Below are 24461 nucleotides of genomic sequence, written 5' to 3'. Positions count from 1 at the left end.
CGAAATACGACTGCATGCAAACTGTTTCCTGTCCCAGCTGCGGCGCGGAAGTGCATTTCCGCTCGCACGCTTCCGTGCTCGCCGTGTGCGAGTACTGCCACAGCACCATCCTCAAGGACGCCGATGCCGTCAGGGACGTGGGCAAGATGTCGGCCGTCCTGGAAGACTATTCGCCGATCCAGATCGGCACGGCCGGCGTGCACGACGGCGTGCACTTCACCGTCGTCGGGCGCATCCAGCAGCGCTACAGCGCCGGCACGTGGAACGAGTGGTATCTGCTGTTCGACGACGCCAGCACCGCGTGGCTGGGCGACTCGTCCGGCCTGTACACGCTGACGCGCGAGCGCGGCACGCAGGATGCCCTGCCCGCCTTTGGCGAGCTGGCGCCGGGCAGGCGCTACACAATCTGCGGCGAACCGTACACGGCGGCCGAGATCCGCAATGCCGAATGCATCGCCGGCCAGGGCGAGCTGCCCTTCAAGGTGGGCGCCGGCTGGCGCATCCAGGTGGCGGACTTCCGCAACTACGCGAGCTTCGTCACGCTCGACTACACGGATGGCCCGCAACCGGTCGTCTACCAGGGCGTCGCCGTCACCCTGGACAGTTTGCAGTGCCAGCTGCTGCGCGACGACGAGGCCATCGCCAGGAGCGCCGGCAAGTACCGCGGCAAGCTCGATGCGCTCGACTGCCCCTCCTGCGGCAGCGGCATTCAATATGTGCCGGGTGCGGCGGCGCAGCTCGTGTGTCCCGCCTGCCACGCGCAGCTCGACGCCAGCGGCCCGGAAGCGCAGGTGCTGGCCATCGGCAAGCAGGTGCACGAGAACGCCGACATCACGCTGGAACTGGGCGCCAGCGCGAAGATCAGCAATGTGGATTTCACGGTGATCGGCATGATGCGCCGCGCCGACGACGAGGGCAGCGAGTGGAACGAATACCTGCTGTACAACGCGCGCGCCGGCTTCTTCTGGCTGGTGGAAACGGACGAGGGCTGGTCGCGCTCGAACGTGCTGCCGAACTGGCCCAGCTGGGCCTCGCTGGACGCCGCCAGCTGCACGCTCGATGGCGCCACCTACCGCAAACTGTATGACTACGGCTCGCAGGTCGTGTATGCGGCCGGCGCCTTCAACTGGAAGGTGGCCGTCGGCGACAGCACGCGCGTCTATGAATTCGAGCAGGGACAGACCAAGCTGGCGGCGGAACTCACGGGCGAGGAAATGACCTGGTCGCGCTCCGTGCCCGTCGCCTACGACCAGATGGCCGCCTGGTTCGGCGCCGCCTTCCATGGCGCCATCAAAACGACGAATATCCAGCTCAGTCACCGAGGCATCGCCAAGGTCTTCATCGTCATCGTGCTGGTCTTGAATGCGATCCCCATGTTCGTGTCGTTCTCCAGCACCTTGATGTGGAGTTTGCTGGGCTGCCTGGCGCTGTTCCTGCCCGCCGCTTTTCTCGACAAAAATGCAAAGAATCCCCATGAGTAAATACGTGATCTACGCCCTGATGGTGACGTTTTCCGTCACGGCCGCCAACTGGGTGCGCATGTTCAAGGTGGCCGGCAGCGGCAGCAGCGGCGGCAGCAGCTGGAGTTCGCGCACGGGCGGCGGCGGCGGCAGCTATGGCGGCGGCTCCAGCGGCGGCAGCCACAAATAAGCATGGCGTCCGCACCGCATCTGCCCCTGGGCATCCATCTGCTGGCCGACCTGTCGGGCATCGCGCCGGAACGCCTGCGCGACTGCGCCGCGCTCGAGCGCCTGTTGCGCGAGGCGGCCGTCGCGGCCGGTGCGCAGGTACTGCACGGCCATTTCCACAGCTTTGGCCCGGGCCAGGGCGTCACGGGCGTGCTGCTGCTGGCCGAGTCGCACATCTCGCTGCATACCTGGCCCGAAGTGGGCTTTGCCGCCGTCGACATCTTCATGTGCGGCGCGGCCCAGCCGCAGCTGGCACTGGACATCATCCAGGCGGCGCTGCAACCGGCGCATTGCCAGCTGCAGTCCGTGCGGCGCGCCCCGCCCGGGTAGGCCTGGCGTCGCTGGTGGATCGCGCGGGGATCGCTTACACTGTCGGCTGATCCCCCAACCTTGACTCCCATGCGCCGTTCCGCCCTCCTTGCCCTGCCCCTGCTGCTGCTGGTTTCCGCCTGCGATGACTACACGGCGCCCAGCCTGTACCAGGCCACCACGCCCGAGTGCAAGACGTGGACGGATGGCTCGCGTTTCGAACTGCCGCGCGGTATCAGCATCTACGCCACGCCGCCTGTCACCTTGAAGGAAGGCGGCACGGAGCTGGCGCTGATTTTTACCTTGCCCGTCGGCACCCAAGCCAGTTTTACGCGCCTGTCCTTCCTGCTGGAAGAACCGAAAAAGCCGCCTTTCGCGGAAGCCAAGATACTCACCATTTACCAGCGCGGCATGAACCAGAAGGCGGAGATCGTCGACGTCATCGAGCAGCTGCCCATCATGTTTGCCGCCGTCGGCAACAGCAAGGAAACCCAGTGGCGCTTGCGCCTGCAACTGCCGCGCCAGCTGCCGCAGCGCTTTGATCTGTCCATGCCCGACATGCTCGTCGGCGGCAAGCGCTACCCGGTACGCACGTTTACGTACCGCTATTTCCCCGAACGCCAGGCATACGGCATGTGCAGCTGAGCCACACCATCCATTGACGGCGGCGCATGCCGCTGGCACACTGGCGTTTTCCATCACACAACAGGAGTAGACAACATGCGCCATTCGGATACTGCCGTGCTGTCGGCTGCCTGATCACTGTTTTCCCCTGCTAAGCATTTTTTAGCTCGCCATTCCCCATACGCGTGATCGCGTAGCCGACTTCCCTTCTTTCGTGCCAGTCATAACGACTGGCGGTGCCTGCACGCGCAGGCTACACGTCCGCATGCGGACGACAGAATTTGGAATCACGCTACCATGATCGCATTCGATTTTGCGCAACTACGCCTTATCGGGCTGCAGCAGGCTATCGCCGGCGCGGCCACCCAACTCAACGTATCTTCCACCACCGCGCAGCTGATGCGCGTGAGCGCCGTGCACCGCGACAGCATCGGCGTGCACGACGGCAGCCTGGAACAGCCGGCGCAGATCCTGCCACGCCTGCTGCACGCGCTGCTGGAACACGACACCATCCTTGCTGTCGGCGACTGGATCGCCGCCGAACCCGATGGTCAGGGCACGCTGTGGATAACGGCGCACTTATCCCCAGTCACGCAGATCGCGCGGCGCGGCAATGACGGCCGGCGCCAGGTGCTGGCCAGCAATGTCGACACGGCCCTGCTGGTGATGGGACTCGATGAGGATTTTAATCCGCGCCGCCTGGAGCGTTACCTGACCATCGTGCTGGCGGCCCAGGTCAGCCCCGTGGTGGTGCTGAGCAAGGCCGACGTGGCCGACGACGTGCCGGGAAAACTGGCCCAGCTCAGGCAGCGCCTGCCGCAGCACGTGCCGCTGTTTGCCGTCGATACGCGCCACGCGTATGACGTGGCCATCCTGGAACCCTGGCTGGGTGCCGGCCAGACCCTGGTACTGCTCGGCTCATCGGGCGCGGGAAAGTCCAGCCTGACCAATACCTTGTGCGCGGCGGATCAAGCGACCAACGGCGTGCGCCACGGCGACGGCCGCGGCCGGCACACGACAACGGCCCGCTCGCTGCACCTGTGTGCGGATGGCGCCTGCATCATCGACACGCCGGGCTTGCGCAGCTGGCGCGCCGACGCCGATGCGCAGAGCCTGGCGGCCACGTTCGACGACATCGCGGCGCTTGCCGCAACGTGCCAGTTCCGCGATTGCCAGCATGCCAGCGAACCCGGTTGCCAGGTGCGTGGCGCCGTCGACGGGGACCGCCTGCGCAACTATCACAAGCTGCTGCGCGACGCGCGCCGCAGCGAGGAGACGCCGCTCGAGCGCATTGCCGCGCGCGCCAAGTGGAAGACGATCTTGAAGGCGGGGCTGGAAAGGGGGAAGGACAAGCGCCGCTAATTTCTGCTGAAAAAAAAGGCAGCCCGCAGGCTGCCTTTTTGTATTACTGCGTGCGAGCAAATTAATGCTTGCGCAGCTTCTGGATCGCTGCCAGCTGCGCAATCGCGCTGGCCAGCTCGGCTTGCGCTTGCGCGTAGTCGATGCCCGAATCCTTGTTGTGGATATTTTCTTCCGCCAACTTCTTCGCTTCCAGCGCTTTCGCTTCGTCGAGGTCGTGACCGCGGATCGCGGTATCGGCCAGGACGGTCACGGTATCCGGTTGCACTTCCAGCAGGCCGCCGGCAACGAAGACGAACTCTTCTTCAGCCTGGCCGACTACCTTGATGCGGACCGCGCCCGGACGGATGCGGGTAATCAAAGGCGTGTGGCGTGGGTAGATACCCAGCTCGCCCTGTTCACCCGGCAACGCGACGAATTCTGCTTCGCCTGAAAAAATCAGTTCTTCAGCGGAAACCACGTCAACGTGAATTGTGTGTGCCATGTGTGTCCTATCGGGTTGAAGAACCCCGCCGTCTAACGGGCGGGGTTAGGCCCAGACTTAACTTAGTTAAGTTTCTTGGCTTTTTCGATTGCTTCTTCGATCGTGCCGACCATGTAGAACGCTTGTTCCGGCAGGTGATCGAGTTCGCCCGAAGCGATCATTTTGAAGCCCTTGATCGTGTCTTTGAGCGAAACGTATTTACCAGGCGCGCCGGTAAAGACTTCAGCGACGTGGAAAGGCTGCGACAGGAAACGCTGCATCTTACGTGCACGGGCAACCAGCAGTTTGTCTTCCGGTGCCAGCTCGTCCATACCCAGAATCGCGATAATGTCGCGCAATTCCTTGTAGCGTTGCAGGGTCGTTTGCACGGCACGCGCGGTGTCATAGTGCTCTTGACCAACGATCAACGGATCCAGCTGACGCGAGGTCGAATCCAGTGGGTCCACGGCTGGGTAGATACCCAGGGAAGCGATGTCACGCGACAGCGCAACGGTCGAATCCAAGTGAGCAAACGTGGTAGCAGGCGACGGATCGGTGTAATCATCGGCTGGAACGTAGACGGCCTGGATCGAGGTGATCGAACCGGTCTTGGTCGACGTAATACGCTCTTGCAGACGGCCCATTTCTTCCGCCAGGGTCGGTTGGTAACCCACAGCCGACGGCATACGGCCCAGCAGTGCCGATACTTCGGTACCAGCCAGCGTAAAGCGGTAGATGTTGTCGACGAAGAACAGAACGTCTTTGCCTTCATCACGGAACGATTCAGCGATCGTCAGGCCGGTCAGCGCGACGCGCAGACGGTTACCTGGCGGTTCATTCATCTGACCGTAGACCATCGCGACCTTGGAGTTCTCTGGGTTTTCCAGATCGACCACTTTCGCGTCAGCCATCTCGTGGTAGAAGTCGTTACCTTCACGGGTACGCTCACCGACGCCGGCGAACACGGACACGCCGCTGTGCGCCTTGGCGATGTTGTTAATCAGTTCCATCATGTTCACGGTCTTGCCTACGCCAGCGCCGCCGAACAGACCGACTTTACCGCCTTTTGCAAACGGGCACACCAGGTCGATCACCTTGATGCCGGTTTCCAGCAGTTCTTGCGATGGCGACAGTTCGTCGTATGCAGGAGCGGTGCGGTGGATCGACGCGATCTGCTCGTGCGACACGGGGCCGCATTCGTCGATCGGGTTGCCCAGCACGTCCATGATGCGACCCAGGGTTGCTTTACCGACTGGCACCATGATAGGTTTGCCGGTGTTCTGGATCATCATGCCGCGACGCAGGCCATCGGACGAGCCGAGTGCAATGGTACGGACAATGCCGTCGCCCAACTGCTGTTGTACTTCCAGGGTCAGTTCCGAGCCTGCCATCTTCAAGGCATCAAATACCTTAGGCATCGCGTTGCGGGGAAACTCAACGTCCACCACAGCGCCGATACACTGAACGATTTTGCCATCAGCCATGTTCGTTCCTTCAATATAGTTAAATTCGTTTAAACCGCAGCCGCACCGGCGACGATTTCGGAGAGTTCTTTGGTAATCGCAGCTTGGCGGGTCTTGTTGTAGATCAGCTTCAATTCGCCGATCACACTACCCGCGTTGTCGCTTGCAGCTTTCATCGCGACCATCCGTGCCGATTGCTCGGACGCCAGATTCTCCGCGACTGCCTGGTACACCAGCGCTTCTACATAGCGCTCCAGCAATTCGTCGATGATGCTTTGTGCATCCGGCTCGTAGATGTAATCCCACGAGTGTGCGCTCTTGTCGGCGACCATTTTGTCAGCCGTCAACGGCAGCAACTGTTCGACCACTGGTTCCTGCTTCATCGTGTTGATGAATTTGGTGTAGCACAGGTACACTGCGTCGAGCTTGCCAGCCTGGAATTCTTCGAGCATGACCTTGACAGGTCCGATCAATTTATCCAGGTGCGGCGTATCACCGGTTTGAATGGCAGAGGCGACGATCTTGACGCCGATGCGATTCAAAAAACCCAAACCCTTGTTACCGATGGCAACTGCTTCAATCCGGTTGCCAGCTGCTTCCAGCTCGCGCGACTTCGACGTCACCTGGCGCAGGATGTTGGTGTTCATGCCGCCGCACAGACCTTTGTCGGTCGTGACAACGATGAAACCCACTGCCTTCGCTTGCGTACCCTGGGCAACTGCCAGGAACGGGTGCGTGTATTCCGGATTGGCGTTCGCCAGATTGGCGGCGATATTCCGAATCTTGTCACTGTAGGGACGAGCGGCCCGCATCCGGTCTTGCGCCTTGCGCATTTTGGACGCGGCGACCATTTCCATCGCCTTGGTGATCTTCTTCGTATTCTCTACGCTCTTGATCTTGCCTCGTATCTCTTTGCTTGATGCCATGAGTCCTTACTCCTTCTGCGCGTAGGGCGGCGCCTCACTCGAGGTGGGCGCCGCCTGGCCGCTTAATATGCGCCGGATTTCTTGAAATCAGCAATGGCCGCCGACAGAGTTGCTTCGCTGTCTTTGTCGAGTTGCTTGGTTTCTTCGATCTTGGCCAGCAGAGCAGCTTGCTTGGTCTTCATGTAAGCGTGGACACCAGCTTCGAACGAAAGCACTTGCTTGACTGGCACGTCGTCCATGAAGCCTTTGTTCACCGAGAACAGCGATACGGCCATCAGCGAGATCGACAGTGGCGAGTACTGGGCTTGCTTGAGCAATTCCGTTACGCGGGCACCGCGGTCCAGCTGCTTGCGGGTCGATTCATCCAGGTCCGAAGCGAACTGCGCAAACGCGGCCAGTTCACGGTACTGCGCCAAGTCGGTACGGATACCGCCGGACAGGTTTTTGATGACCTTGGTCTGGGCGGCGCCACCGACGCGCGATACGGAAATACCGGCGTTAATCGCAGGACGGATACCGGCGTTGAACAGCGAGGTTTCCAAGAAGATCTGACCGTCGGTAATCGAAATCACGTTGGTTGGAACGAATGCGGACACGTCGCCAGCTTGCGTTTCAATGATCGGCAGTGCCGTCAGGGAACCGGTCTTGCCTTTGACGGCGCCGTCGGTGAACTTCTCGACGTAGTCGGCGTTCACGCGTGCTGCGCGTTCCAGCAGGCGGCTGTGCAGGTAGAACACGTCGCCTGGGTACGCTTCGCGACCTGGTGGACGGCGCAGCAGCAGCGAGATTTGACGGTATGCAACAGCTTGTTTGGACAGATCATCGTAGACGATCAGTGCATCTTCACCGCGGTCACGGAAGTATTCGCCCATGGCGCAACCGGAGTACGGCGAGATGTATTGCATGGCGGCCGATTCCGAAGCGGAAGCGGCGACAACGATGGTGTATTCCATCGCGCCGTGCTGTTCCAGCGAGCGCACGATGTTCTTGATCGACGAGGCTTTTTGGCCAATCGCGACGTAGATACATTTCATGCCCTGGCCTTTTTGATTGATGATCGCATCAATCGCCACGGCCGACTTGCCGGTTTGACGGTCGCCGATGATCAGTTCGCGCTGGCCGCGGCCAACTGGAACCATCGCATCGATCGACTTCAGGCCGGTTTGCATTGGTTGCGAAACGGATTCACGGGCGATCACGCCCGGAGCGATTTTTTCAATCGCGGCCGTCAGTTTGGTCTCGATGGCGCCTTTGCCGTCGATCGGCTGGCCCAGCGCGTTGACAACGCGGCCGAGCAGCTCAGGACCGACTGGCACTTCCAGAATGCGGCCGGTGCATTTCACCGTGTCGCCTTCGGAGATGTGCTCGTAGGCACCCAGAATCACGGAACCGACGGAGTCACGTTCCAGATTCATTGCCAGGCCAAACGTGTTGCCTGGGAATTCCAGCATCTCGCCTTGCATCACGTCCGACAAACCGTGGATGCGGCAGATACCGTCGGCGACGGAAATAACCGTGCCTTGATTACGCACTTCAGCGCCGCCGTCAAGACCTTGGATCCGGCTCTTGATCAACTCGCTGATTTCAGATGGGTTGAGTTGCATACTAACTCCTAAAAGTGTTTCTCTCAGCTTGCGCGAGGGGTAAGGGTCTGTCTAAGCTGGCCTGCCGAAGCGCGTGTCTTACGACACCAGTGCAGCGTGCAGTTGCTGCAGCTTGGCGCGCACCGAGGTATCGAGCACTTGGTCGCCAACAACCACGCGCACGCCGCCGAGCAGCGATGGATCCACTGTGACGGCAGGGTTGAGCTTACGACTGAATTTCTTTTCCAGCGTTGCGACCAGCTCGGCCGTTTGGCCTTCGCTCAGATCGAAAGCGCTCGTGATCTCGGCGTCAGCCGCACCTTCCAGGCCATTTTTCAAGGCATGGAATTGCGCGCCGATTTCCGGCAGCAGGCTGATGCGGCCATTTTCGATCAACATCGTGACGAAGTTTTTCACTTCCTCATTGAGCGGCGATTTCAACAACGACAGGATGGTGGCGGCGACGTCGCTTTCCGAAACCTTCGGATTGCGCGCGTACGCCTGTACCTCGGGGTGGCTACCGATCTGTGCCAGTTCGGACACCAGCTCGGACCACGCCGCGAGGTTGCTTGACTCCTTACCAGCTTGGGCTACGCGGAACAAAGCTTCCGCGTAGGGACGGGCGACGGTTGCGAGTTCTGCCATGATTACAGCTCGACAGCAAGACGCTGCAACATTTCGGCGTGAGCCGTAGCGTTGACTTCACGCTTCAGGATCTGCTCGGCACCCTTGACAGCCAGGTCAGCCACCTGAGCGCGCAATTGTTCGCGTGCTTTCGACAGTTGCTGTTCGGCGTCCGACTGGGCTTGCGCAATGATACGCGCAGCTTCAGCTTGTGCATTTTGCTTGATCTCTTCAGCAACCAGCTGCGCGCGCTTTTCAGCGTCCGCAACGCGTTGCGACGCTTCTTCACGTGCACTGTTCAATGCCTCTTGCGCACGCTTTTCAGCGACTGCCATCGAAGCCTGACCTTGATCGGCCGCAGCCAATCCATCCGCGATTCGTTTGGCACGCTCATCCAGCGCGTTGTTCAGCGCTGGAAATACGAACTTCATCGAGAACCAGACCAACACCGCGAAGGTGATCATCTGGCCGATGAGCGACATATTGATGTCCATACCTTTGCTCCTAACTAAAAGTTTCTCCTAGGGTTGGAGCGAATTACTGAGCAACAGCCGTCAGAGCGGACAGGAACGGGTTAGCGAACGTGTACAGCAGAGCAACACCAACGCCGATCATCGAGATAGCATCCAGCAGACCAGCGATAACGAACAGTTTGGTTTGCAGTTGTGGCATCAGTTCTGGTTGACGTGCCGAAGCTTCCAGGAATTTGCCACCCAAGATAGCGAAGCCCAGAGCGGTGCCGATTGCGGCCAGGCCGATGATGATTGCTGCTGCCAGAACGGTCATGCTTTGTACTTGTGCGATCAGAGCTTGCATAAAATTCTCCTAAATTTAAAAACGAAAGATACTAAAAAAACAAAATATAAAGTTAATGATTAATGTTTCTCAACCGCAAGGCTCAGATACACAACCGTCAACGCCATAAACACAAAAGCTTGCAAAGTTACAATCAAGATATGGAAAATTGCCCATGGACCACCCAACGCCCACTGTGCCCACCAAGGCAACAACGCGATCAAGATGAAAATCAGTTCGCCGGCATACATATTGCCGAACAGTCGCAGCGACAGGGAGATCAGTTTTGCAACCAGCTCAACCATTTGCAGCAAGAAATTGACAGGTGCCAGGGCGATCGTGCCGATCAGGCCGCTCGCATGGAACGGTGCCGTGAACAGTTCCTTGATCCAGCCGCCCAGGCCCTTGGCCTTGATCGAGAAGGCGATCACGCACAGCACGACGGACAGCGACATGGCGAAGGTGTGGTTGACGTCGGCGGTCGGCACGGCGCGCAGTTTATGCACGCCAAACCAGCTCAGGATCTTCGGCAACAGGTCAACCGGCAGGAAGTCCATCGCGTTCAACAACCAGACCCACACAAAAATAGTGATGGCCAGCGGCGCGATGACCTTGCTTTTCGCGTGGAAGGCCCCATTAATAGTGTCATTGACGATTTCCATGACCATTTCGACGAAGTTTTGCAACTTGCCAGGGACACCAGCCGTCGCGCGGCGCGACGCCATATAGAAAACAGCCAGGAAAACAAAGCCCAGAATGGCCGAAATCCAGAACGTATCCAGATTGATCATGCCGTCGGCACTTCTCAGGTGGGCCAGATGGTGACTGATGTATTCTGTGGCGTTGGCCGGGGCAGCATGGCCCGCTTCAATAGCGTGTTCTGTGGTCATAATGAATTTAGATTTGTCGTTTCAGAGCTCAACAGGCCCCAAAACCAATGATTAAACAGCGAGCAATGAAAACCAGTATGCTAAGGTTGCCACCGCGAAACCCAAGATCAGCCATAACCAGGCGGCCGACTGAAACAACACCAGTGCCAATATAAACAGCACCGCTGTGATAAATATTTTCACCACTTCTGCGCGCAAATGCGCCCGGAATGCCTTGTTGGCGTCGCTAGAACCGCGAACCACCAACAGGGCATACACCAGGCTACCGATGACTGCGATAGCGCCGCCGTATGCGGCGGACCAGCCTCTGACACTGCCACCAAAAAACAGGGTAACCGTGGCAAAACTGATAGCGATTGCTAGCTGCAATGCAACTACTTTGTAGACTGGCTTGGCAATACTTTGTTGTGAATCACTCAATTGCCAAGTTCCCAGAAAAATCTACACACGCAAAGACACGGGATTATAGTTGGCTTTGATCTATAGAGTCAAACGTTGGTGCACCGCAGCAGGGCAATTGCTGCGTGAAACTGACGCTTTACCGACTATTCGCCGCCATTTGCACCACTATATGGCAAAGTCGCTTGTCTGGCCGCTTCCAGCCGTGTTATCAAGGAATCACGTGGTGCATCTGGAAAGCATGGCCGGATCGGCCACACCCGCATGGCCCCTGTCTTTGCAGCTTGCTATTTAACCACGCAAACGTGTCAACAAGCCATCGAGCACGTCAAGATCGGCAAAATCGATGACCAATTGGCCACGGCCTTTGTTGCCCATCTTGAACACCACGGGCGTGGCCAGCGCATCGGACAGCTCTTCTTCCAGGCGCGCGATGTCGCCGGACTTTTCCTTTTGCCGCGGCTCAACCGGGTTGGCCGCTTCCTCGAGCGTGCGGGTGACGAGCTTTTCCGTTTCGCGCACCGACAGGCGCTTGGCCACGACCTGGTTCGCCAGGGTGATCTGGCTGGCCGCATCGACGGCCAGCAGCGCGCGCGCATGGCCCATGTCGATATCGCCGGCCATCAGCATGGTTTGCACGGGGTTGGCCAGGTTCATCAAACGCAACAGGTTCGACACGGCGCTGCGCGAGCGTCCCAGCGCAGTGGCCGCTTGCTCATGCGTAAAACTGAAGTCGGCGATCAGGCGGTGGATGCCCTGCGCCTCTTCCAAAGGATTGAGGTCTTCGCGCTGGATGTTCTCGATCAGCGCCATCGCGGCGGCGGCCAGGTCGTCCACGTCGCGCACCAGCACCGGCACTTCCGTCAGGCCGGCCAGCTGCGAGGCGCGGAAACGGCGCTCGCCTGCGATAATTTCATATTTGACAAGTCCGCTCAGGGTGTCCTGCCCGATCGGGCGCACCAGGATCGGCTGCATCAGCCCTTGCGCCTTGATCGAAGCGGCCAGTTCATTCAAGGCCCCCTCGTCCATGCGCGTGCGCGGCTGGTACTTGCCGGCTTGCATTTGTGATACGGGCAAGTTCGACGGTTGTGTCGTGTCCGGACTGGCAAAATCGCCGCCGCCGCCCAACAGGGCGTCGAGTCCGCGACCCAGTCCTTTTAATTTTTTCGTAGCCATGCTGTCCTAATCGTGTTTTCAGAGTAAGCGCTTACATCAAACCGTGCAGGCGCCCGCCTCTTGTTTACATATGTTTGATGCGCTCGACCATCTCGGCGCCGAAGGCGATATACGCCTGGGCACCTTTCGAGCTGGGGTCGAAGGTCACGCCGGGCAAGCCGTACGACGGCGCTTCGGCCAGGCGCACGTTGCGCGGGATGATGGTATTGAAGACCTTGTCGCCGAAGTGCTGTTCCAGCTGCGCCGACACTTGTTGCGATAATGTCATGCGCGGATCGAACATCACGCGCAGCAAGCCGATGATCTTCAAATCCGGGTTCAGGTTCGCATGCACCTTCTTGATGGTGTTGACCAGGTCGGACAAGCCTTCCAGCGCGTAGTACTCGCACTGCATCGGGATGATCACGCCATGCGCGGCGCACAGGCCATTCAAGGTCAGCATCGACAATGCCGGCGGGCAATCCACCAGGATGAAGTCATATTCACTGTCGACTTCGGCCAGCGCATCCTTCAGGCGGCGTTCGCGGTTGTCGAGTTCGACCATCTCCACTTCGGCGCCGGCCAGCTCGCGGTTCGACGGCAAGACATCGAAGCGCCCCGCTTCCGAACGCTGGCGTGCCGTCTTGACATCGGACTCGCCCAGCATGACTTCATAGGTCGACGCCTTCAGGCCGGCCTTGTTAATGCCGGCGCCCATGGTCGCATTGCCCTGCGGGTCGAGGTCGACCAGCAGCACGCGCTGGTTCAACTTGGCCAGACCGGCGGAGAGGTTGACGCTCGTTGTGGTTTTACCAACACCACCCTTTTGATTTGCTACACAAAAAATTTTGGCCATGTATCTTCTAGTTGTAAAGAGATGCAAACTTCATCGTGCGCCCCGGCATCTGGCCGAAACGATTTATACTGTTTATTTTATTTATACGATATAAATTGTTTATACGGTTTATATTATTTATACCGTATAAACTGTTTATATCATTTATTTCGACTTTTAAATTCTTGCTATAAAGACCAGATGACGCTCTGCATTTAGCCTTGGCACCTGGATCGCTCGTAATTCCGTCACTTTCCAGTCTGCCGGCAGTCGCTCGCGCTCGTCTGGCGGCGCCACCCCTTTCAAGGCGATGAATTGCCCGCCCTCGGCCAGCACGTGGTGCGACCAGTTGACGAAGTCGGACAGGTCGGCAAAGGCGCGCGAGGTGATCACGTCGAATTTTTGCGCCACTTCCAGCTGTTCCACCCGTTTCGTGTACACGGTGACGTTGGCCAGGCCCAGTTCCGCCTTCACTTGCGTCAGAAAAGCCGTCTTTTTATGCACCGTGTCGATCATCGACACCTTCACATCGGGCCGCGCGATGGCCAGGACCATGCCCGGCAAGCCGCCGCCGGCGCCCACGTCGAGCACATGCTTTGCATCCGCGAACGCCGGCACGGCGGCCAGCGAATCGAGCACGTGCAAGGTCAGCATCTGCATCGGATCGCGCACCGACGTCAGGTTGTACACGCTGTTCCATTTGGCCAGCAAGGCCAGGTAATCGAGCAGTTTTTCCGTCTGATCCGCGCTCAGGTCCAGCCCCAGCGCGGCGATGCCTTCATTCAAAATGGGGGCCAATGCGGCCCGGTCAAACTGCTTCATTCAACAACCTCGTCCTTTAAAGTGGTGGTCTGTATTTCGGCTTGCCCTGCGCCAAAACCGCGCTTTTTCAGATGCACCAGCAGCAGCGAAATCGCCGCCGGCGTCACGCCCGATATGCGCGATGCCTGGCCCAGGGTTTCAGGGCGCTGCTTGTCGAGTTTTTGCCGCACTTCGACGGACAGCGCGCCGATATCGAGGTAATTGAAACCTTCCGGCAAGGCCAGGTTTTCATAGTGTTCATGGCGCTCGATTTCCTTGCTCTGGCGCTCGATGTAGCCCGCATATTTGAGCTGGATTTCCACCTGCTCGCGCACGGCGGGGTCTTCCACGCCGGGGCCGGCCAGGACCTGGCCTTCCATGCCCGTCATGCTCATCAGGGTGTCGTAGGCCACGTTCGGGCGGCACAGCAGGTCCGCCAGCGAGTACTCGCGCTCGATGGCCTGGCCGACGATGCGTTCCGATTCGGCGGCCGCCAGGATGCGCGGATTGACCCACGTGGAACGCAGGCGCTCGAGCTCGCGCGCCACCGCTTCGCGCTTGGTCTCGAACGCTTGCCATTGGGTGTCGCCCACGCAGCCCAGCGCGCGCCCGATTTCCGTCAGGCGCATGTCGGCATTGTCTTCGCGCAGGCTCAAACGGTACTCGGCGCGGCTGGTGAACATGCGGTACGGTTCCTGCACGCCCTGGGTGATCAGATCGTCGACCAGCACGCCCAGATAGGCCTCGGAGCGGCCCGGTACCCAGGCTTCCTTGTCCTGCGTCAGCAAGGCCGCATTCAGGCCCGCCAGCATGCCTTGCGCGGCCGCTTCCTCGTAGCCCGTGGTGCCGTTGATCTGGCCGGCGAAGAACAGGCCCGCGACGGCCTTCGTTTCCAGCGACGCCTTCAAGCCGCGCGGGTCGAAATAATCGTATTCGATGGCATAGCCGGGGCGCAGGATATGGGCGTTTTCCATGCCCTTCATCGACTGTACCAGGGCGATCTGCACGTCGAACGGCAGGCTGGTGGAGATACCGTTCGGATAGAACTCGTGCGTCGTCAAACCTTCCGGCTCGAGGAAGATCTGGTGCGATTCCTTGCCCGAGAAACGGTGGATCTTGTCTTCGATCGAGGGGCAGTAACGCGGGCCCACGCCTTCGATGACGCCCGTGTACATGGGGCTGCGGTCCAGGCCGGCGCGGATGATGTCATGCGTCTGGCTATTCGTGTGCGTGACCCAGCACGGCACCTGGCGCGGATGCATGGCCGTGTTGCCCATGACGGAAAACACGGGCACGGGATCGAGGTCGCCCGCCTGTTCTTGCATCACGGAAAAGTCAATCGTGCGGCCATCGATGCGCGGCGGCGTGCCCGTTTTCAGGCGCCCTTGCGGCAGTTTCAGCTCTTTCAGGCGGGCCGACAGCGAGATGGCGGGCGGGTCGCCGGCGCGGCCGGCCGAATAGTTATTCAAGCCCACGTGGATCTTGCCGTCGAGGAAAGTGCCGGCCGTCAGCACGACGGCGCGCGCGAGGAACTTCAGGCCGATCTGCGTCACGGCGCCGACGACCCGGTCGCCTTCGACGATCAAGTCATCGACCGCTTGCTGGAACAGCCACAGGTTGCTCTGGTTTTCCAGGCGCGTGCGGATGGCGGCCTTGTACAAAATACGGTCGGCCTGGGCGCGCGTGGCGCGGACTGCCGGGCCTTTCGAGGAATTCAGGATGCGGAACTGGATGCCGGACTCGTCGGTGGCAATCGCCATCGCGCCGCCCATGGCATCGACCTCCTTGACCAGGTGGCCCTTGCCGATGCCACCGATGGAGGGGTTGCACGACATCTGGCCCAGTGTCTCAATATTATGCGTGAGCAATAGCGTCTTCTGCCCCATGCGGGCGGAAGCGAGGGCCGCCTCGGTACCGGCGTGACCACCACCGACAACGATGACGTCGAATTCTGTAGGAAATAACATGATAAATAGGTAACAGTGCAAGTAAAAATGCGGGAAGAGAGCTCCGATTATAGAGTCTTTTTGCGAACGCAACCTTCCACGGGCCAATTTTTGCTTAATTTTTACTCAGCGAGGGCAAGTCGACAGCGATTTTTGTTTCACGTGGAACACGCCCAGGCGCCAGGACAGGCCCGCGCCGCGCTGCGGGGTCCGGCAATGTTTGCTACAATTGCCGCATCGTTCGCCCCGTGCTCACGCCAGTGGCCAGCGCGACGATCATCCAGGAGGACGGCCTCCCCCATCATGGGAACACACCGGGACGGCCCGCTCTGTATAGGAGCCGCCATGGCCTGGATACTGTTAATAATTGCCGGCATGTTTGAAGTCGTGTGGGCATACTCGATGAAACTCTCCGAGGGTTTCACCAGACTCACTCCCTCCGTGATTACTGTGGTCATGATGATCGCCAGCTTCGGCTTGCTGTCGCTGGCCATGCGCACCCTGCCCCTGGGCACGGCTTACACCATCTGGACGGGCATCGGTGCCGTCGGCGCCTTTATCGTTGGCATCGTCTTTCTGGGCGAGCAAGTCAATACCATGCGCGTGTTCGCCGCCGTCCTCATCGTGTGCGGCATCGTACTGATGAAACTGTCATCGAGCCACTGAGAGGAATCCCCATGCTCCTCGAACACTATTTTCCCGTCCTGCTGTTCATTCTGATCGGCATCCTGGTCGGCATCGTGCCCATGCTGCTGGGACGCGTACTGGGGCCGCACAAGCCCGATGCGCGAAAACTGTCACCGTACGAATGCGGCTTCGAGGCGTTCGGCGATGCGCGCATGAAGTTCGACATCCGCTTCTACCTGGTCGCCATCCTGTTCATCCTGTTCGATATCGAGGTGATCTTCCTGATGCCGTGGGCGGCCAACGTCAACGCATTGGGCCTGGTCGGCTTCTGAGCCGTCATGGGCTTTCTGGGCGTGCTGGCCATTGGCCTGGCCTATGAATGGAAACGCGGCGCGCTCGAGTGGGAGTAAGCGCCGCATTTGGTTCCACGTGAAACAGGCACGTGGCAGGAAAGCGGAGTATGCTGGACTTCTGTCCTTACTGTCAGGAGCACGCATGTCCGCCTTCCAGTTCCGTACCGTGCCGCATCTGATCGTTGAACCGGGCGCCGCTGCCCAACTGGGCGCCCATATCGCCCACCACTTCCCCGCCGTGCGCCGCGCCCTGCTCGTCACCGACGCGGGCTTTTTGCGCACGGGTCTGGCCGATGCACCGTTGCGCAGCTTGCAAGCGGCGGGCATCGAGGCGCATGTCTTTTCCGATGTACAAGCCGATCCGCCCGAAGCCGTCGTGCTGGCTGGCGTGGCCCAGGCCCAGATGTTTCACGTGGAACTGATTATCGGCCTTGGAGGCGGCAGCTCACTGGACGTGGCCAAGCTGATCGCCGTGCTGGCGCCCGGTCACCAGGAACTGGCCCAGCTGTACGGCATCGGCAATGTGCACGGTCAGCGCCTGCCGCTGGTGCAATTGCCGACGACGGCCGGCACGGGCTCGGAAGTCACCCACATCGCCATCGTCACCACGGGCGCCACCAGCAAGATGGGCGTGGTCGCGCCGCAACTGTATGCGGACCTGGCCATCCTCGACGCCAGCCTGACCCTGGGTTTGCCGCCCGCAGTGACGGCCGCCACCGGCATCGATGCCATGGTGCATGCGATCGAAGCGTACACCAGCCGCCTGCTGAAAAATTCCTTGTCCGACATGCTGGCCACCCAGGCGCTGTCGCTGCTCTCCAGCAACTTGCTCGCAGCCTGCCGCGATGGCAGCAACTTGCCGGCGCGGCAAGCCATGCTGCTGGGCGCCATGCTGGCCGGCCAGGCGTTTGCCAACGCACCCGTGGCTGCCGTACATGCGCTCGCCTATCCCATCGGCGGCCTGTTCCACGTGCCGCATGGCCTGTCGAACGCGCTGGTGTTGCCGCACGTGCTGCGTTTTAATCTATCCCATGCGGCGCCCCTGTATGCGCAACTGGCGACCGTATTGCAACCCGGCATCACGGGCAGCGAGGAAGCGCGGGCCGAGGCCCTGATCGACGCCATGCAGGACATTGCCGTAGCTACCGGTATCGCGCGCACCTTGCGCGAAGTGGGCATCACGTCCGGCGACCTGGACCGCCTGGCCGATGAAGCCATGCTGCAAACGCGCTTGCTGGGCAACAATCCCCGTCCCCTCATGCGCGCCGATGCGCGCGCCATCTATGCGGCCGCACTGTGAACCAGCAGACGGAATCTGCCAACCCGCCCAGCTACACTGACGCCATGACGCCTCCCGACATCCCCATTCATCCCGACAGCACCCACTTTCCGTACGGTGCCTGTGCCGGCTGCCATGACAGCGCGCCGCTGCCGTTTGCCTTCGAGTATGCCTATCAGCCCATCGTCGACCTGGCCACGCGCAGCATTTATGCGCACGAGGCGCTGGTGCGCGGCCCGAACGGCGAAAGCGCGGCCAGCGTGCTGGCGCAAGTCAACGACGCCAACCGCTACCGCTTCGATCAGGCGTGCCGCGTCAAGGCCGTGGCCGGCGCAGCGCGCCTCGGCATGCAGGGCTTCCTGTCGATCAATTTTTTGCCCAACGCCGTCTACCGCCCGGAAGTGTGCATCCGCAGCACCCTGGAAGCGGCCAGGCTGCACAGCTTCCCCACCGATAAAATCATCTTTGAAGTGACGGAAGGCGAACGGGTGCAAGACCGTCCCCACCTGGTCGAGATTTTCCGCGCCTACCGGCGCTTCGGTTTCCAGACGGCCATCGATGATTTCGGTGCCGGCTATGCGGGCTTGAACCTGCTGGCCGAATACCAGCCCGACATCATCAAGATCGACATGGACCTGGTGCGCGGCATCGATACGCAGGCGCCGCGCCAGGCGATCGTGCGCGCCATCGCCAGCCTGTGCCATGAGCTTGGTATCCGCGTGCTGGCCGAAGGCATCGAGACACGCGCCGAGCGCGACTTCCTGGCCAGCTGCGGCATTTCACTGATGCAGGGCTACTGGTTTTCCAAGCCCGTCTTCCAGGGACTGGGCCAGATCGCCGAGTCGGCCTGGGAATAAAAACGGCCACGTGAAACGTGGCCGCAGGTTTCACAAGCGATACAGCCTAGTTCGGAATATCCACCTGCGTGCCCGTCACGCTGACGGCATTGGCGGGCGCCGGCGCCGTGGCGATCGCCGGCACGTTGACATTCGTGATCAGTGTCGACGCATCGGCGCGCGTCACCGTGCGCACCACCTGCGATGGCGGCAAGGCTTGCTTGGCGTTCAAGTGCGCATACATGGCGTCGAGCGCCCGGTTCAGGTACACGTGCAGCGGTACGATCAGGGTCGGCAAGGCGCTGCTGAAGGAATCGAAATGGTTGGCATTGGTCACCTCGATATAGCGTAGCCGGCTGGCGGCCCCTTCCACGGCGGCGTTCAGGCCAAGATAGGCGCGCGAAGCATGATTGACGGGAATCAAGGTGTCGCTGCGGCCGTGCACGATGATGGCCGGCTTGCCCTGCAACTTTCCGCTGGCCGCGACTTCGGCCATGCCAGCCCGCACGCGCACGCTCTGCCCGCCCAGGGTGCCCTGCAAGTTGGCGCCGCTGACGGCGTCGCGCCCCGTCGCCAGGCTGCGCAGGCACAGGAAGCCGTCGAGCGACTGGTCCGCCAGGCTGGTCGATGGCGACACGCCGGCCGTGTAGACTTTGGCGCCGCCCACGCTGTTCTCGTACACGACATTGCCGAGGATGCCGTTTTGCGCGGCAAAGCTGGCCGCCTTTTGCGCCGACGTGAACGCGATCGGATTGCCGCTGCCATCCGTCTGCGCAAACGTGAAACCGCAGACTTTATCGGTCACGGAAAATTTCCCGTAGGCATACGCATACGTGACGGCCACGAGGATGTTCGTACCCGCGTGCGAAGCCTGCAGCGGATCGGAATCGACCAACCAGCCATACGCGCGCAAGCGCTGCTTCGCGTCCGCCTGCTGCGCCGCCAGGTCGGCGCCGTTCAATAAGCCCTTGGCAACCAGCGCCGTGCAGCGTCCCGCATTGCCGGCCACGGAAGCGATGCAAGGCTGATACAGGGCCGCATAGGTGGCGTAGTCGAACAGCGCGCGGCCCGGATTGGCCACCACCGCCCCGCCCTGGCGCACGCTGTAGGCGTTAGATGCCGCCGGCTGGATTTGCGGTTCGCTGGCCGCCACGCCGCTGATCAAGCCTTTCGTATCCTGTTCCGCCGCCAGCAAGGCCGAGCCAGCGCCGTTGGAAATGCTTGAGGCGATCGTGATGGTGTTCTTCGGCGTCAAGCGCACGATGCGCGAACTGCCGTCGCGGGCCAGCACGCCGTAGCGTTCATTCAAGACGTAAAACGCCATCTCGACCGCCTGCAAGGTGACCTTGCCCCAGTCCTTCTCCGGGTTTTGCTGCGAGTGCGCATGCTTGAAGGCGATGCGGTTCGGATAGGCGCCAGACCAGGCCAGCCGGTCCGCGTCGCTCAAGTCGGGCGCGAAGAGCGCGTTCTTGCCGGCGGCGACCCTGCCCGCGCGCACGCCGTTCTGCAGGTTGACGCTGTCGTCCTCGAACACATACAGGCCCGTGCCGGAACCCTTGTCGGCATACGCCACGGCGCAGCCTTTTTTCAGGCCCCATTCGCCCGAGCTGCCGATGGCGCCGTAAATGCCGCGCGAGCCGCTGGACGTGCCCGTGACGATGCAGGCGCGGTCCGGGTCGAAGCTCGCCGGCACCTGCACCATCAAGGTGACATTCTTCTTGCCCGTGCCATCGTCGGCATAGGCGAGGTATTCGCTGCCCGCCACCAGGCCCTCGCCGCTGCCCACGTTGCCGGCCGCATCCACGTTCGGCCCGTACAGGGTGCCGTAGCCGCTGTTGGCGGCGATGTCGAGCACGGCGCGGTAATTGGCATAGATCGCATTGCGGCGCAGCTCGAGCGGCGTCGGCTGTTCCGCATTCGCATACGCGGGGGTGGCGCCCGCCAGCCCCGTCTTGCCCAGCCCTGCCGTCAGCAGATCGTTCGTCTTGCCGTCGTAGTCGGCGCGCGTGATGGTGCCCAGGTAGCCGGGCATTTGGTTCAGCTCTTCCGGCGCATGGTTGCTGCCGCAGGCTGCCAACGCCAGCAGGGTGCACAGGCTCGTGCCAACAGTGCCCGCGCGCGTGATCGTCATTTGCATGGTGGTTCTCTCCGTTGAAGTAACAGTGGACGCACAATGAAAAACGCCGGACGATCCGTCCGGCGTTGCTTGAAAATCAGACAGCGGCTTTGGCACTTCTGCCGCCGAAGCGCGCGATGGCTTCGCCGACGATGCCGCGCCGGAACAGCAGCACGCAGATGACGAAGATCACGCCCGTGACCATGCCCACCGATTCACCCAGGGTGCCGAACCACTCGATGCCCGTGTGCGTGGCCAGGTAGGTGCCGACATCGCCCAGCTTGTTTTCCAGCGCGATGATCAATACGGCGCCGAGGATGGGACCGGACAAGGTGCCCATGCCGCCCACCAGGGTCATCAGCACGACCAGGCCCGACATGCCCCAGTACACGTCGGTCAAGGTCTCAAAGCCCAGCACCAGCGTCTTGGTGGCGCCGGCCAGCGCGGCCAGCGACGCCGACAGCACGATGGCCATCAGCTTGTACTTGTTGACGTCGTAGCCGAGCGAGATGGCGCGTGGTTCGTTTTCCTTGATGGCCTTGAGCACTTGTCCGAACGGCGAATGGATGGTGCGCACGATCAGGGCGAAGCCGGCGACAAAAATGGCCAGCACGACGTAGTACAGCACCGTATCGTTGGCCAGGTCTATCGTGCCCAGCAAGGTTCCACGTGGAACACCCTGCAAGCCGTCCTCGCCGCCCGTGAACGGCAGGCGCAAGGCCAGGAAGTACACCATCTGCGCCAGCGCCAGGGTGATCATCGTAAAGTAGATGCCCTGGCGGCGGATCGCCAGGCCGCCGATCACCAGGCCCAGCAAGGCGCCCGTGGCGACGCCGGCCAGCAAGCCCAGTTCCGTCGGCCAGCCCCAGGTGCGCAGCGCATAACCGGTGACATAGCCGGCGCCGCCGAAGAAGGCCGCGTGGCCGAACGACAGCAAACCCGTGTAGCCGATCAACAAGTTGAACGCGCAGGCAAACAGGGCAAAGCACAGCAACTTCATCAGGAAGACGGGGTAGCCGTAAAACGGGGCCGCCAACGCCAGCAGCAGGGCAATGGCGTAGCCTACATTCTTATTCATCGTGGTAGCTCCAATACATGACTGATGAGGATTACTTTTCTTTGCCGAACAGGCCGGCGGGACGCAGCAGCAGCACGATAACCATCACCACGAACACCACGGTGGCCGAGCCTTCCGGGTAGAACACGCGGGTCAGGCCCTCGATCACGCCCAGGCCCAGGCCCGTCAGGATGGAACCCATGATGGAACCCATGCCGCCGATCACCACCACGGCAAACACGACGATGATCAGGTTCGAGCCCATCAGCGGCGAAACCTGGATGATCGGCGCCGCCAGCACGCCGGCGAAACCGGCCAGCGCCACGCCGAAGCCGAAGGTCAAGGTCACCATCAGCGGCACGTTGATGCCGAACGCCTCCACCAGTTTCGGGTTTTCCGTGCCGGCCCGCAGGTAGGCGCCGAGCTTGGTTTTCTCGATGACGAACCAGGTGGCCAGGCAGACGGAGAGCGAGGCGATCACCACCCAGGCGCGGTAGTTCGGCAAGATCATGAAGCCGAGGTCCGTCGCGCCGGCCAGCGCCTCGGGCACGGCATACGGCTGACCCGAGACGCCATAGAACGAGCGAAACACGCCCTCCATGATCAGGGTGATGCCGAACGTCAGCAGCAAGCCATACAGGTGGTCGAGTTTGTACAGCCAGCGCAGCATGGTTTTTTCGATCAGGATGCCGACCAGGCCGACGAGGATCGGGGCGATGACCAGCATGGCCCAGTAATTGATGTCGAAATAGCTGAGGCCCATCCAGGCCAGGAAGGCGCCCATCATGTACATGGCGCCGTGCGAGAAATTAATAACGTTGAGCAAGCCGAAGATGACGGCCAGACCGAGGGACAACATGGCATAGAACGAGCCGTTGACGAGACCCAGCAGCAGCTGGCTCATCATCGCTTGTAATGGAACGCCGAAAATTTCCATGGCATCACAGTATAAAAAGCACCGCCGGGTAGCGGTGTGGTATCAAGGGAAACGCGCCACCGCAAACGGGTGCGGCGGCGCAAGGCGAACCCTGCGAGCGAAGCGCATGCAGGACGGAGCGCCCGCGCGGCGGCGGGCACTCCGTGGATGTTGCTACAGCGTTACTTCCACAGCGAACACTTCGATTCGGCCTTGGTCACGTACGCCTGTGCACCGGGCACGGTGGCGACCACCTTGTAGTAATCCCATGGGTATTTCGACTCGGATGGCTTTTTGACTTCCATCAAATACATATCGTGCACCATGCGGCCATCGGGGCGTACTTCGCCATTCTGGGTAAACATGTCGTTGATCTTGGTCTTTTTCAGGTAGGCCATGACCTTGTCCGTATCATCCGTGCCGACGGCCTTGACGGCTTTCAGGTAGTTCGCCGCGGCCGAATAGTCGGCCGCCTGCAGCATCGACGGCTCCTTCTTCATCTTGGCGAAATAGCGTTTCGACCAGGCGCGCGTTTCAGGATTCAAGTCCCAGTACCAGCCATCGGTCAGGTACATGCCCTGCGTGAGGTTCAGGCCCAGCGAATGGATGTCGTTGATGAAGATCAGCAAGCCGGCCAGTTTCATCGATTTCGTCAGGCCGAACTCGTTGGCCGCCTTGATGCTGTTGATGGCGTCGCCGCCCGCATTGGCCAGACCGAGGATCTGCGGTTTGGCCGCTTGCGCCTGCAGCAGGAAGGACGAGAAATCCGAGGCGCCCAGCGGATGCTTGACGCTGCCCAGCACCTTGCCGCCGGCCGCCTTGACGACCTCGGCCGTGTCTTTTTCCAGCGAATGGCCAAACGCATAGTCGGCCGTCATGAAATACCAGTTCTTGCCGCCCTGCTTGACGATGGTGCCGCCCGTGCCGCGCGCCAGCGCCACTGTGTCGTAGGCGTAATGCACGGTGTACGGCGTGCACTCTTCATTCGTCAGGCGCGAGGAGCCGGCACCGATGGCAATGAAGATTTTTTTCTTTTCAGCCGCGACCTTGGCCATGGCCAGGCTGGCGCCAGAATTGGTGCCGCCAATCAGCATGTCGACGCCCTGCTGGTCGAACCATTCGCGTGCCTTCGAGGCGGCGATGTCGGCCTTGTTTTGATGGTCGGCGGAAATGAATTCCACCTTTTTGCCGGCCAGTACCACGCCGGCATCGGCGATCGCCATCTTGATGGCTTCCGCGCCACCGAGGCCGTCGACGTCGGAATACACGCCTGACATGTCGGAAATAAAACCGATCTTGATGGTATCGCCCGATACCTGGGCGTGCGCGGCGGCGGAAAAGCCCAGGGCGCAAAGAGTGGCGGTGGCAATGGCGATAGCGTTACGTTTCATAGTGTCTCCGTTGGGATTATTGTTTG

The 24461-nt window shown here is 60.8% G+C and carries 25 protein-coding genes and 1 pseudogene; 9 read left to right on the top strand and 17 right to left on the bottom strand.

The window, feature by feature from the left end; all coding sequences use genetic code 11:
• Positions 1–14: 14 nt before the first annotated feature.
• From D9M09_RS27110 to rsgA, 5 genes are all read left to right on the top strand, one after another.
• On the top strand, positions 15–1481 hold the full coding sequence (locus D9M09_RS27110; protein WP_121670799.1) for a DUF4178 domain-containing protein: 1467 nt from the start codon (positions 15–17) through the stop codon (positions 1479–1481).
• The gene (locus tag D9M09_RS29275; protein WP_157792409.1) at positions 1474–1650 is read left to right on the top strand and encodes a hypothetical protein; all 177 of its coding nucleotides are present in this window, start codon (positions 1474–1476) and stop codon (positions 1648–1650) included. The genes D9M09_RS27110 and D9M09_RS29275 overlap by 8 nt, the downstream gene beginning before the upstream one ends.
• Positions 1651–1652: 2 nt before the next feature.
• The gene (gene speD / locus D9M09_RS27105; protein ID WP_121670798.1) at positions 1653–2018 is read left to right on the top strand and encodes an adenosylmethionine decarboxylase; all 366 of its coding nucleotides are present in this window, start codon (positions 1653–1655) and stop codon (positions 2016–2018) included.
• Between the two features lie 69 nt (positions 2019–2087).
• Complete coding sequence (locus D9M09_RS27100; RefSeq protein WP_070218932.1) at positions 2088–2642, top strand: hypothetical protein; 555 nt, start codon at positions 2088–2090, stop codon at positions 2640–2642.
• 276 nt (positions 2643–2918) lie between these two features.
• Positions 2919–3983, top strand: a complete 1065-nt coding sequence (gene rsgA, locus D9M09_RS27095) for a ribosome small subunit-dependent GTPase A (protein WP_121670797.1) — start codon at positions 2919–2921, stop codon at positions 3981–3983.
• A gap of 61 nt (positions 3984–4044) precedes the next feature.
• Here the strand turns inward: rsgA and D9M09_RS27090 are convergent, their stop codons facing one another.
• The 13 genes from D9M09_RS27090 to mnmG all read right to left on the bottom strand — a co-directional run bounded on the left by D9M09_RS27090 (position 4045) and on the right by mnmG (position 15881).
• Positions 4045–4464, bottom strand: a complete 420-nt coding sequence (locus D9M09_RS27090; protein WP_065307860.1) for a F0F1 ATP synthase subunit epsilon — start codon at positions 4462–4464, stop codon at positions 4045–4047.
• Between the two features lie 62 nt (positions 4465–4526).
• Positions 4527–5927, bottom strand: a complete 1401-nt coding sequence (gene atpD, locus D9M09_RS27085; protein ID WP_034752705.1) for a F0F1 ATP synthase subunit beta — start codon at positions 5925–5927, stop codon at positions 4527–4529.
• 29 nt (positions 5928–5956) lie between these two features.
• Entirely contained in the window at positions 5957–6832 is an 876-nt protein-coding gene (gene atpG / locus D9M09_RS27080; RefSeq protein WP_070218929.1) for a F0F1 ATP synthase subunit gamma, read from the bottom strand.
• 62 nt (positions 6833–6894) lie between these two features.
• Positions 6895–8436 (bottom strand): F0F1 ATP synthase subunit alpha, encoded by a 1542-nt coding sequence (gene atpA, locus D9M09_RS27075; protein WP_034752701.1) that lies wholly within the window; start codon positions 8434–8436, stop codon positions 6895–6897.
• 78 nt (positions 8437–8514) lie between these two features.
• Complete coding sequence (locus tag D9M09_RS27070; protein ID WP_034752699.1) at positions 8515–9060, bottom strand: F0F1 ATP synthase subunit delta; 546 nt, start codon at positions 9058–9060, stop codon at positions 8515–8517.
• Positions 9061–9062: 2 nt separating this feature from the next.
• Positions 9063–9533, bottom strand: a complete 471-nt coding sequence (locus D9M09_RS27065; RefSeq protein ID WP_034752697.1) for a F0F1 ATP synthase subunit B — start codon at positions 9531–9533, stop codon at positions 9063–9065.
• Between the two features lie 43 nt (positions 9534–9576).
• Positions 9577–9855, bottom strand: coding sequence for a F0F1 ATP synthase subunit C (gene atpE / locus D9M09_RS27060; protein WP_034752695.1), 279 nt, complete (start codon positions 9853–9855; stop codon positions 9577–9579).
• A 59-nt stretch (positions 9856–9914) separates the two neighbouring features.
• Entirely contained in the window at positions 9915–10724 is an 810-nt protein-coding gene (atpB, locus tag D9M09_RS27055; protein ID WP_046681851.1) for a F0F1 ATP synthase subunit A, read from the bottom strand.
• Between the two features lie 51 nt (positions 10725–10775).
• Positions 10776–11144, bottom strand: coding sequence for an ATP synthase subunit I (locus D9M09_RS27050; RefSeq protein ID WP_034752692.1), 369 nt, complete (start codon positions 11142–11144; stop codon positions 10776–10778).
• 270 nt (positions 11145–11414) lie between these two features.
• The gene (locus D9M09_RS27045) at positions 11415–12299 is read right to left on the bottom strand and encodes a ParB/RepB/Spo0J family partition protein (RefSeq protein WP_099408164.1); all 885 of its coding nucleotides are present in this window, start codon (positions 12297–12299) and stop codon (positions 11415–11417) included.
• Positions 12300–12363: 64 nt separating this feature from the next.
• A complete protein-coding gene (locus D9M09_RS27040) occupies positions 12364–13134 on the bottom strand; it encodes a ParA family protein (RefSeq protein WP_046681849.1) in 771 nt (256 codons plus the stop codon).
• A gap of 156 nt (positions 13135–13290) precedes the next feature.
• Positions 13291–13935 (bottom strand): 16S rRNA (guanine(527)-N(7))-methyltransferase RsmG, encoded by a 645-nt coding sequence (gene rsmG / locus D9M09_RS27035; protein ID WP_121670796.1) that lies wholly within the window; start codon positions 13933–13935, stop codon positions 13291–13293.
• The gene (mnmG, locus tag D9M09_RS27030; protein ID WP_121670795.1) at positions 13932–15881 is read right to left on the bottom strand and encodes a tRNA uridine-5-carboxymethylaminomethyl(34) synthesis enzyme MnmG; all 1950 of its coding nucleotides are present in this window, start codon (positions 15879–15881) and stop codon (positions 13932–13934) included. Before mnmG ends, rsmG begins: the two co-directional genes overlap by 4 nt.
• A gap of 324 nt (positions 15882–16205) precedes the next feature.
• Here mnmG and sugE point away from each other — a divergent pair, with 324 nt between their 5' ends.
• From sugE to D9M09_RS27010, 4 genes and pseudogenes are all read left to right on the top strand, one after another.
• Positions 16206–16526 carry a quaternary ammonium compound efflux SMR transporter SugE gene (gene sugE / locus D9M09_RS27025; RefSeq protein ID WP_070288901.1) on the top strand — a complete coding sequence of 107 codons (321 nt, stop codon included), beginning with the start codon at positions 16206–16208 and terminating at the stop codon, positions 16524–16526.
• A gap of 11 nt (positions 16527–16537) precedes the next feature.
• Positions 16538–16897: pseudogene (locus D9M09_RS27020) on the top strand (NADH-quinone oxidoreductase subunit A).
• 85 nt (positions 16898–16982) lie between these two features.
• On the top strand, positions 16983–18140 hold the full coding sequence (locus tag D9M09_RS27015) for an iron-containing alcohol dehydrogenase (protein WP_121670794.1): 1158 nt from the start codon (positions 16983–16985) through the stop codon (positions 18138–18140).
• A 44-nt stretch (positions 18141–18184) separates the two neighbouring features.
• Positions 18185–18976 (top strand): EAL domain-containing protein, encoded by a 792-nt coding sequence (locus tag D9M09_RS27010; protein ID WP_121671258.1) that lies wholly within the window; start codon positions 18185–18187, stop codon positions 18974–18976.
• Positions 18977–19022: 46 nt separating this feature from the next.
• On the opposite strand, the gene D9M09_RS27005 is transcribed toward D9M09_RS27010, so the two are convergent.
• The 4 genes from D9M09_RS27005 to D9M09_RS26990 all read right to left on the bottom strand — a co-directional run bounded on the left by D9M09_RS27005 (position 19023) and on the right by D9M09_RS26990 (position 24435).
• The gene (locus D9M09_RS27005) at positions 19023–21086 is read right to left on the bottom strand and encodes a 3-hydroxybutyrate oligomer hydrolase family protein (RefSeq protein WP_430886704.1); all 2064 of its coding nucleotides are present in this window, start codon (positions 21084–21086) and stop codon (positions 19023–19025) included.
• Between the two features lie 82 nt (positions 21087–21168).
• Positions 21169–22149 (bottom strand): branched-chain amino acid ABC transporter permease, encoded by a 981-nt coding sequence (locus D9M09_RS27000; RefSeq protein ID WP_121670792.1) that lies wholly within the window; start codon positions 22147–22149, stop codon positions 21169–21171.
• Positions 22150–22180: 31 nt separating this feature from the next.
• Positions 22181–23065 (bottom strand): branched-chain amino acid ABC transporter permease, encoded by an 885-nt coding sequence (locus D9M09_RS26995; protein ID WP_070288905.1) that lies wholly within the window; start codon positions 23063–23065, stop codon positions 22181–22183.
• Between the two features lie 161 nt (positions 23066–23226).
• Complete coding sequence (locus D9M09_RS26990) at positions 23227–24435, bottom strand: ABC transporter substrate-binding protein (protein WP_070218918.1); 1209 nt, start codon at positions 24433–24435, stop codon at positions 23227–23229.
• Positions 24436–24461 lie beyond the last annotated feature (26 nt).

This window comes from Janthinobacterium agaricidamnosum (genome assembly GCF_003667705.1).
Taxonomy (GTDB): Bacteria; Pseudomonadota; Gammaproteobacteria; order Burkholderiales; family Burkholderiaceae_D; genus Janthinobacterium.
This window is presented reverse-complemented; position numbering and strand designations above follow the sequence as displayed.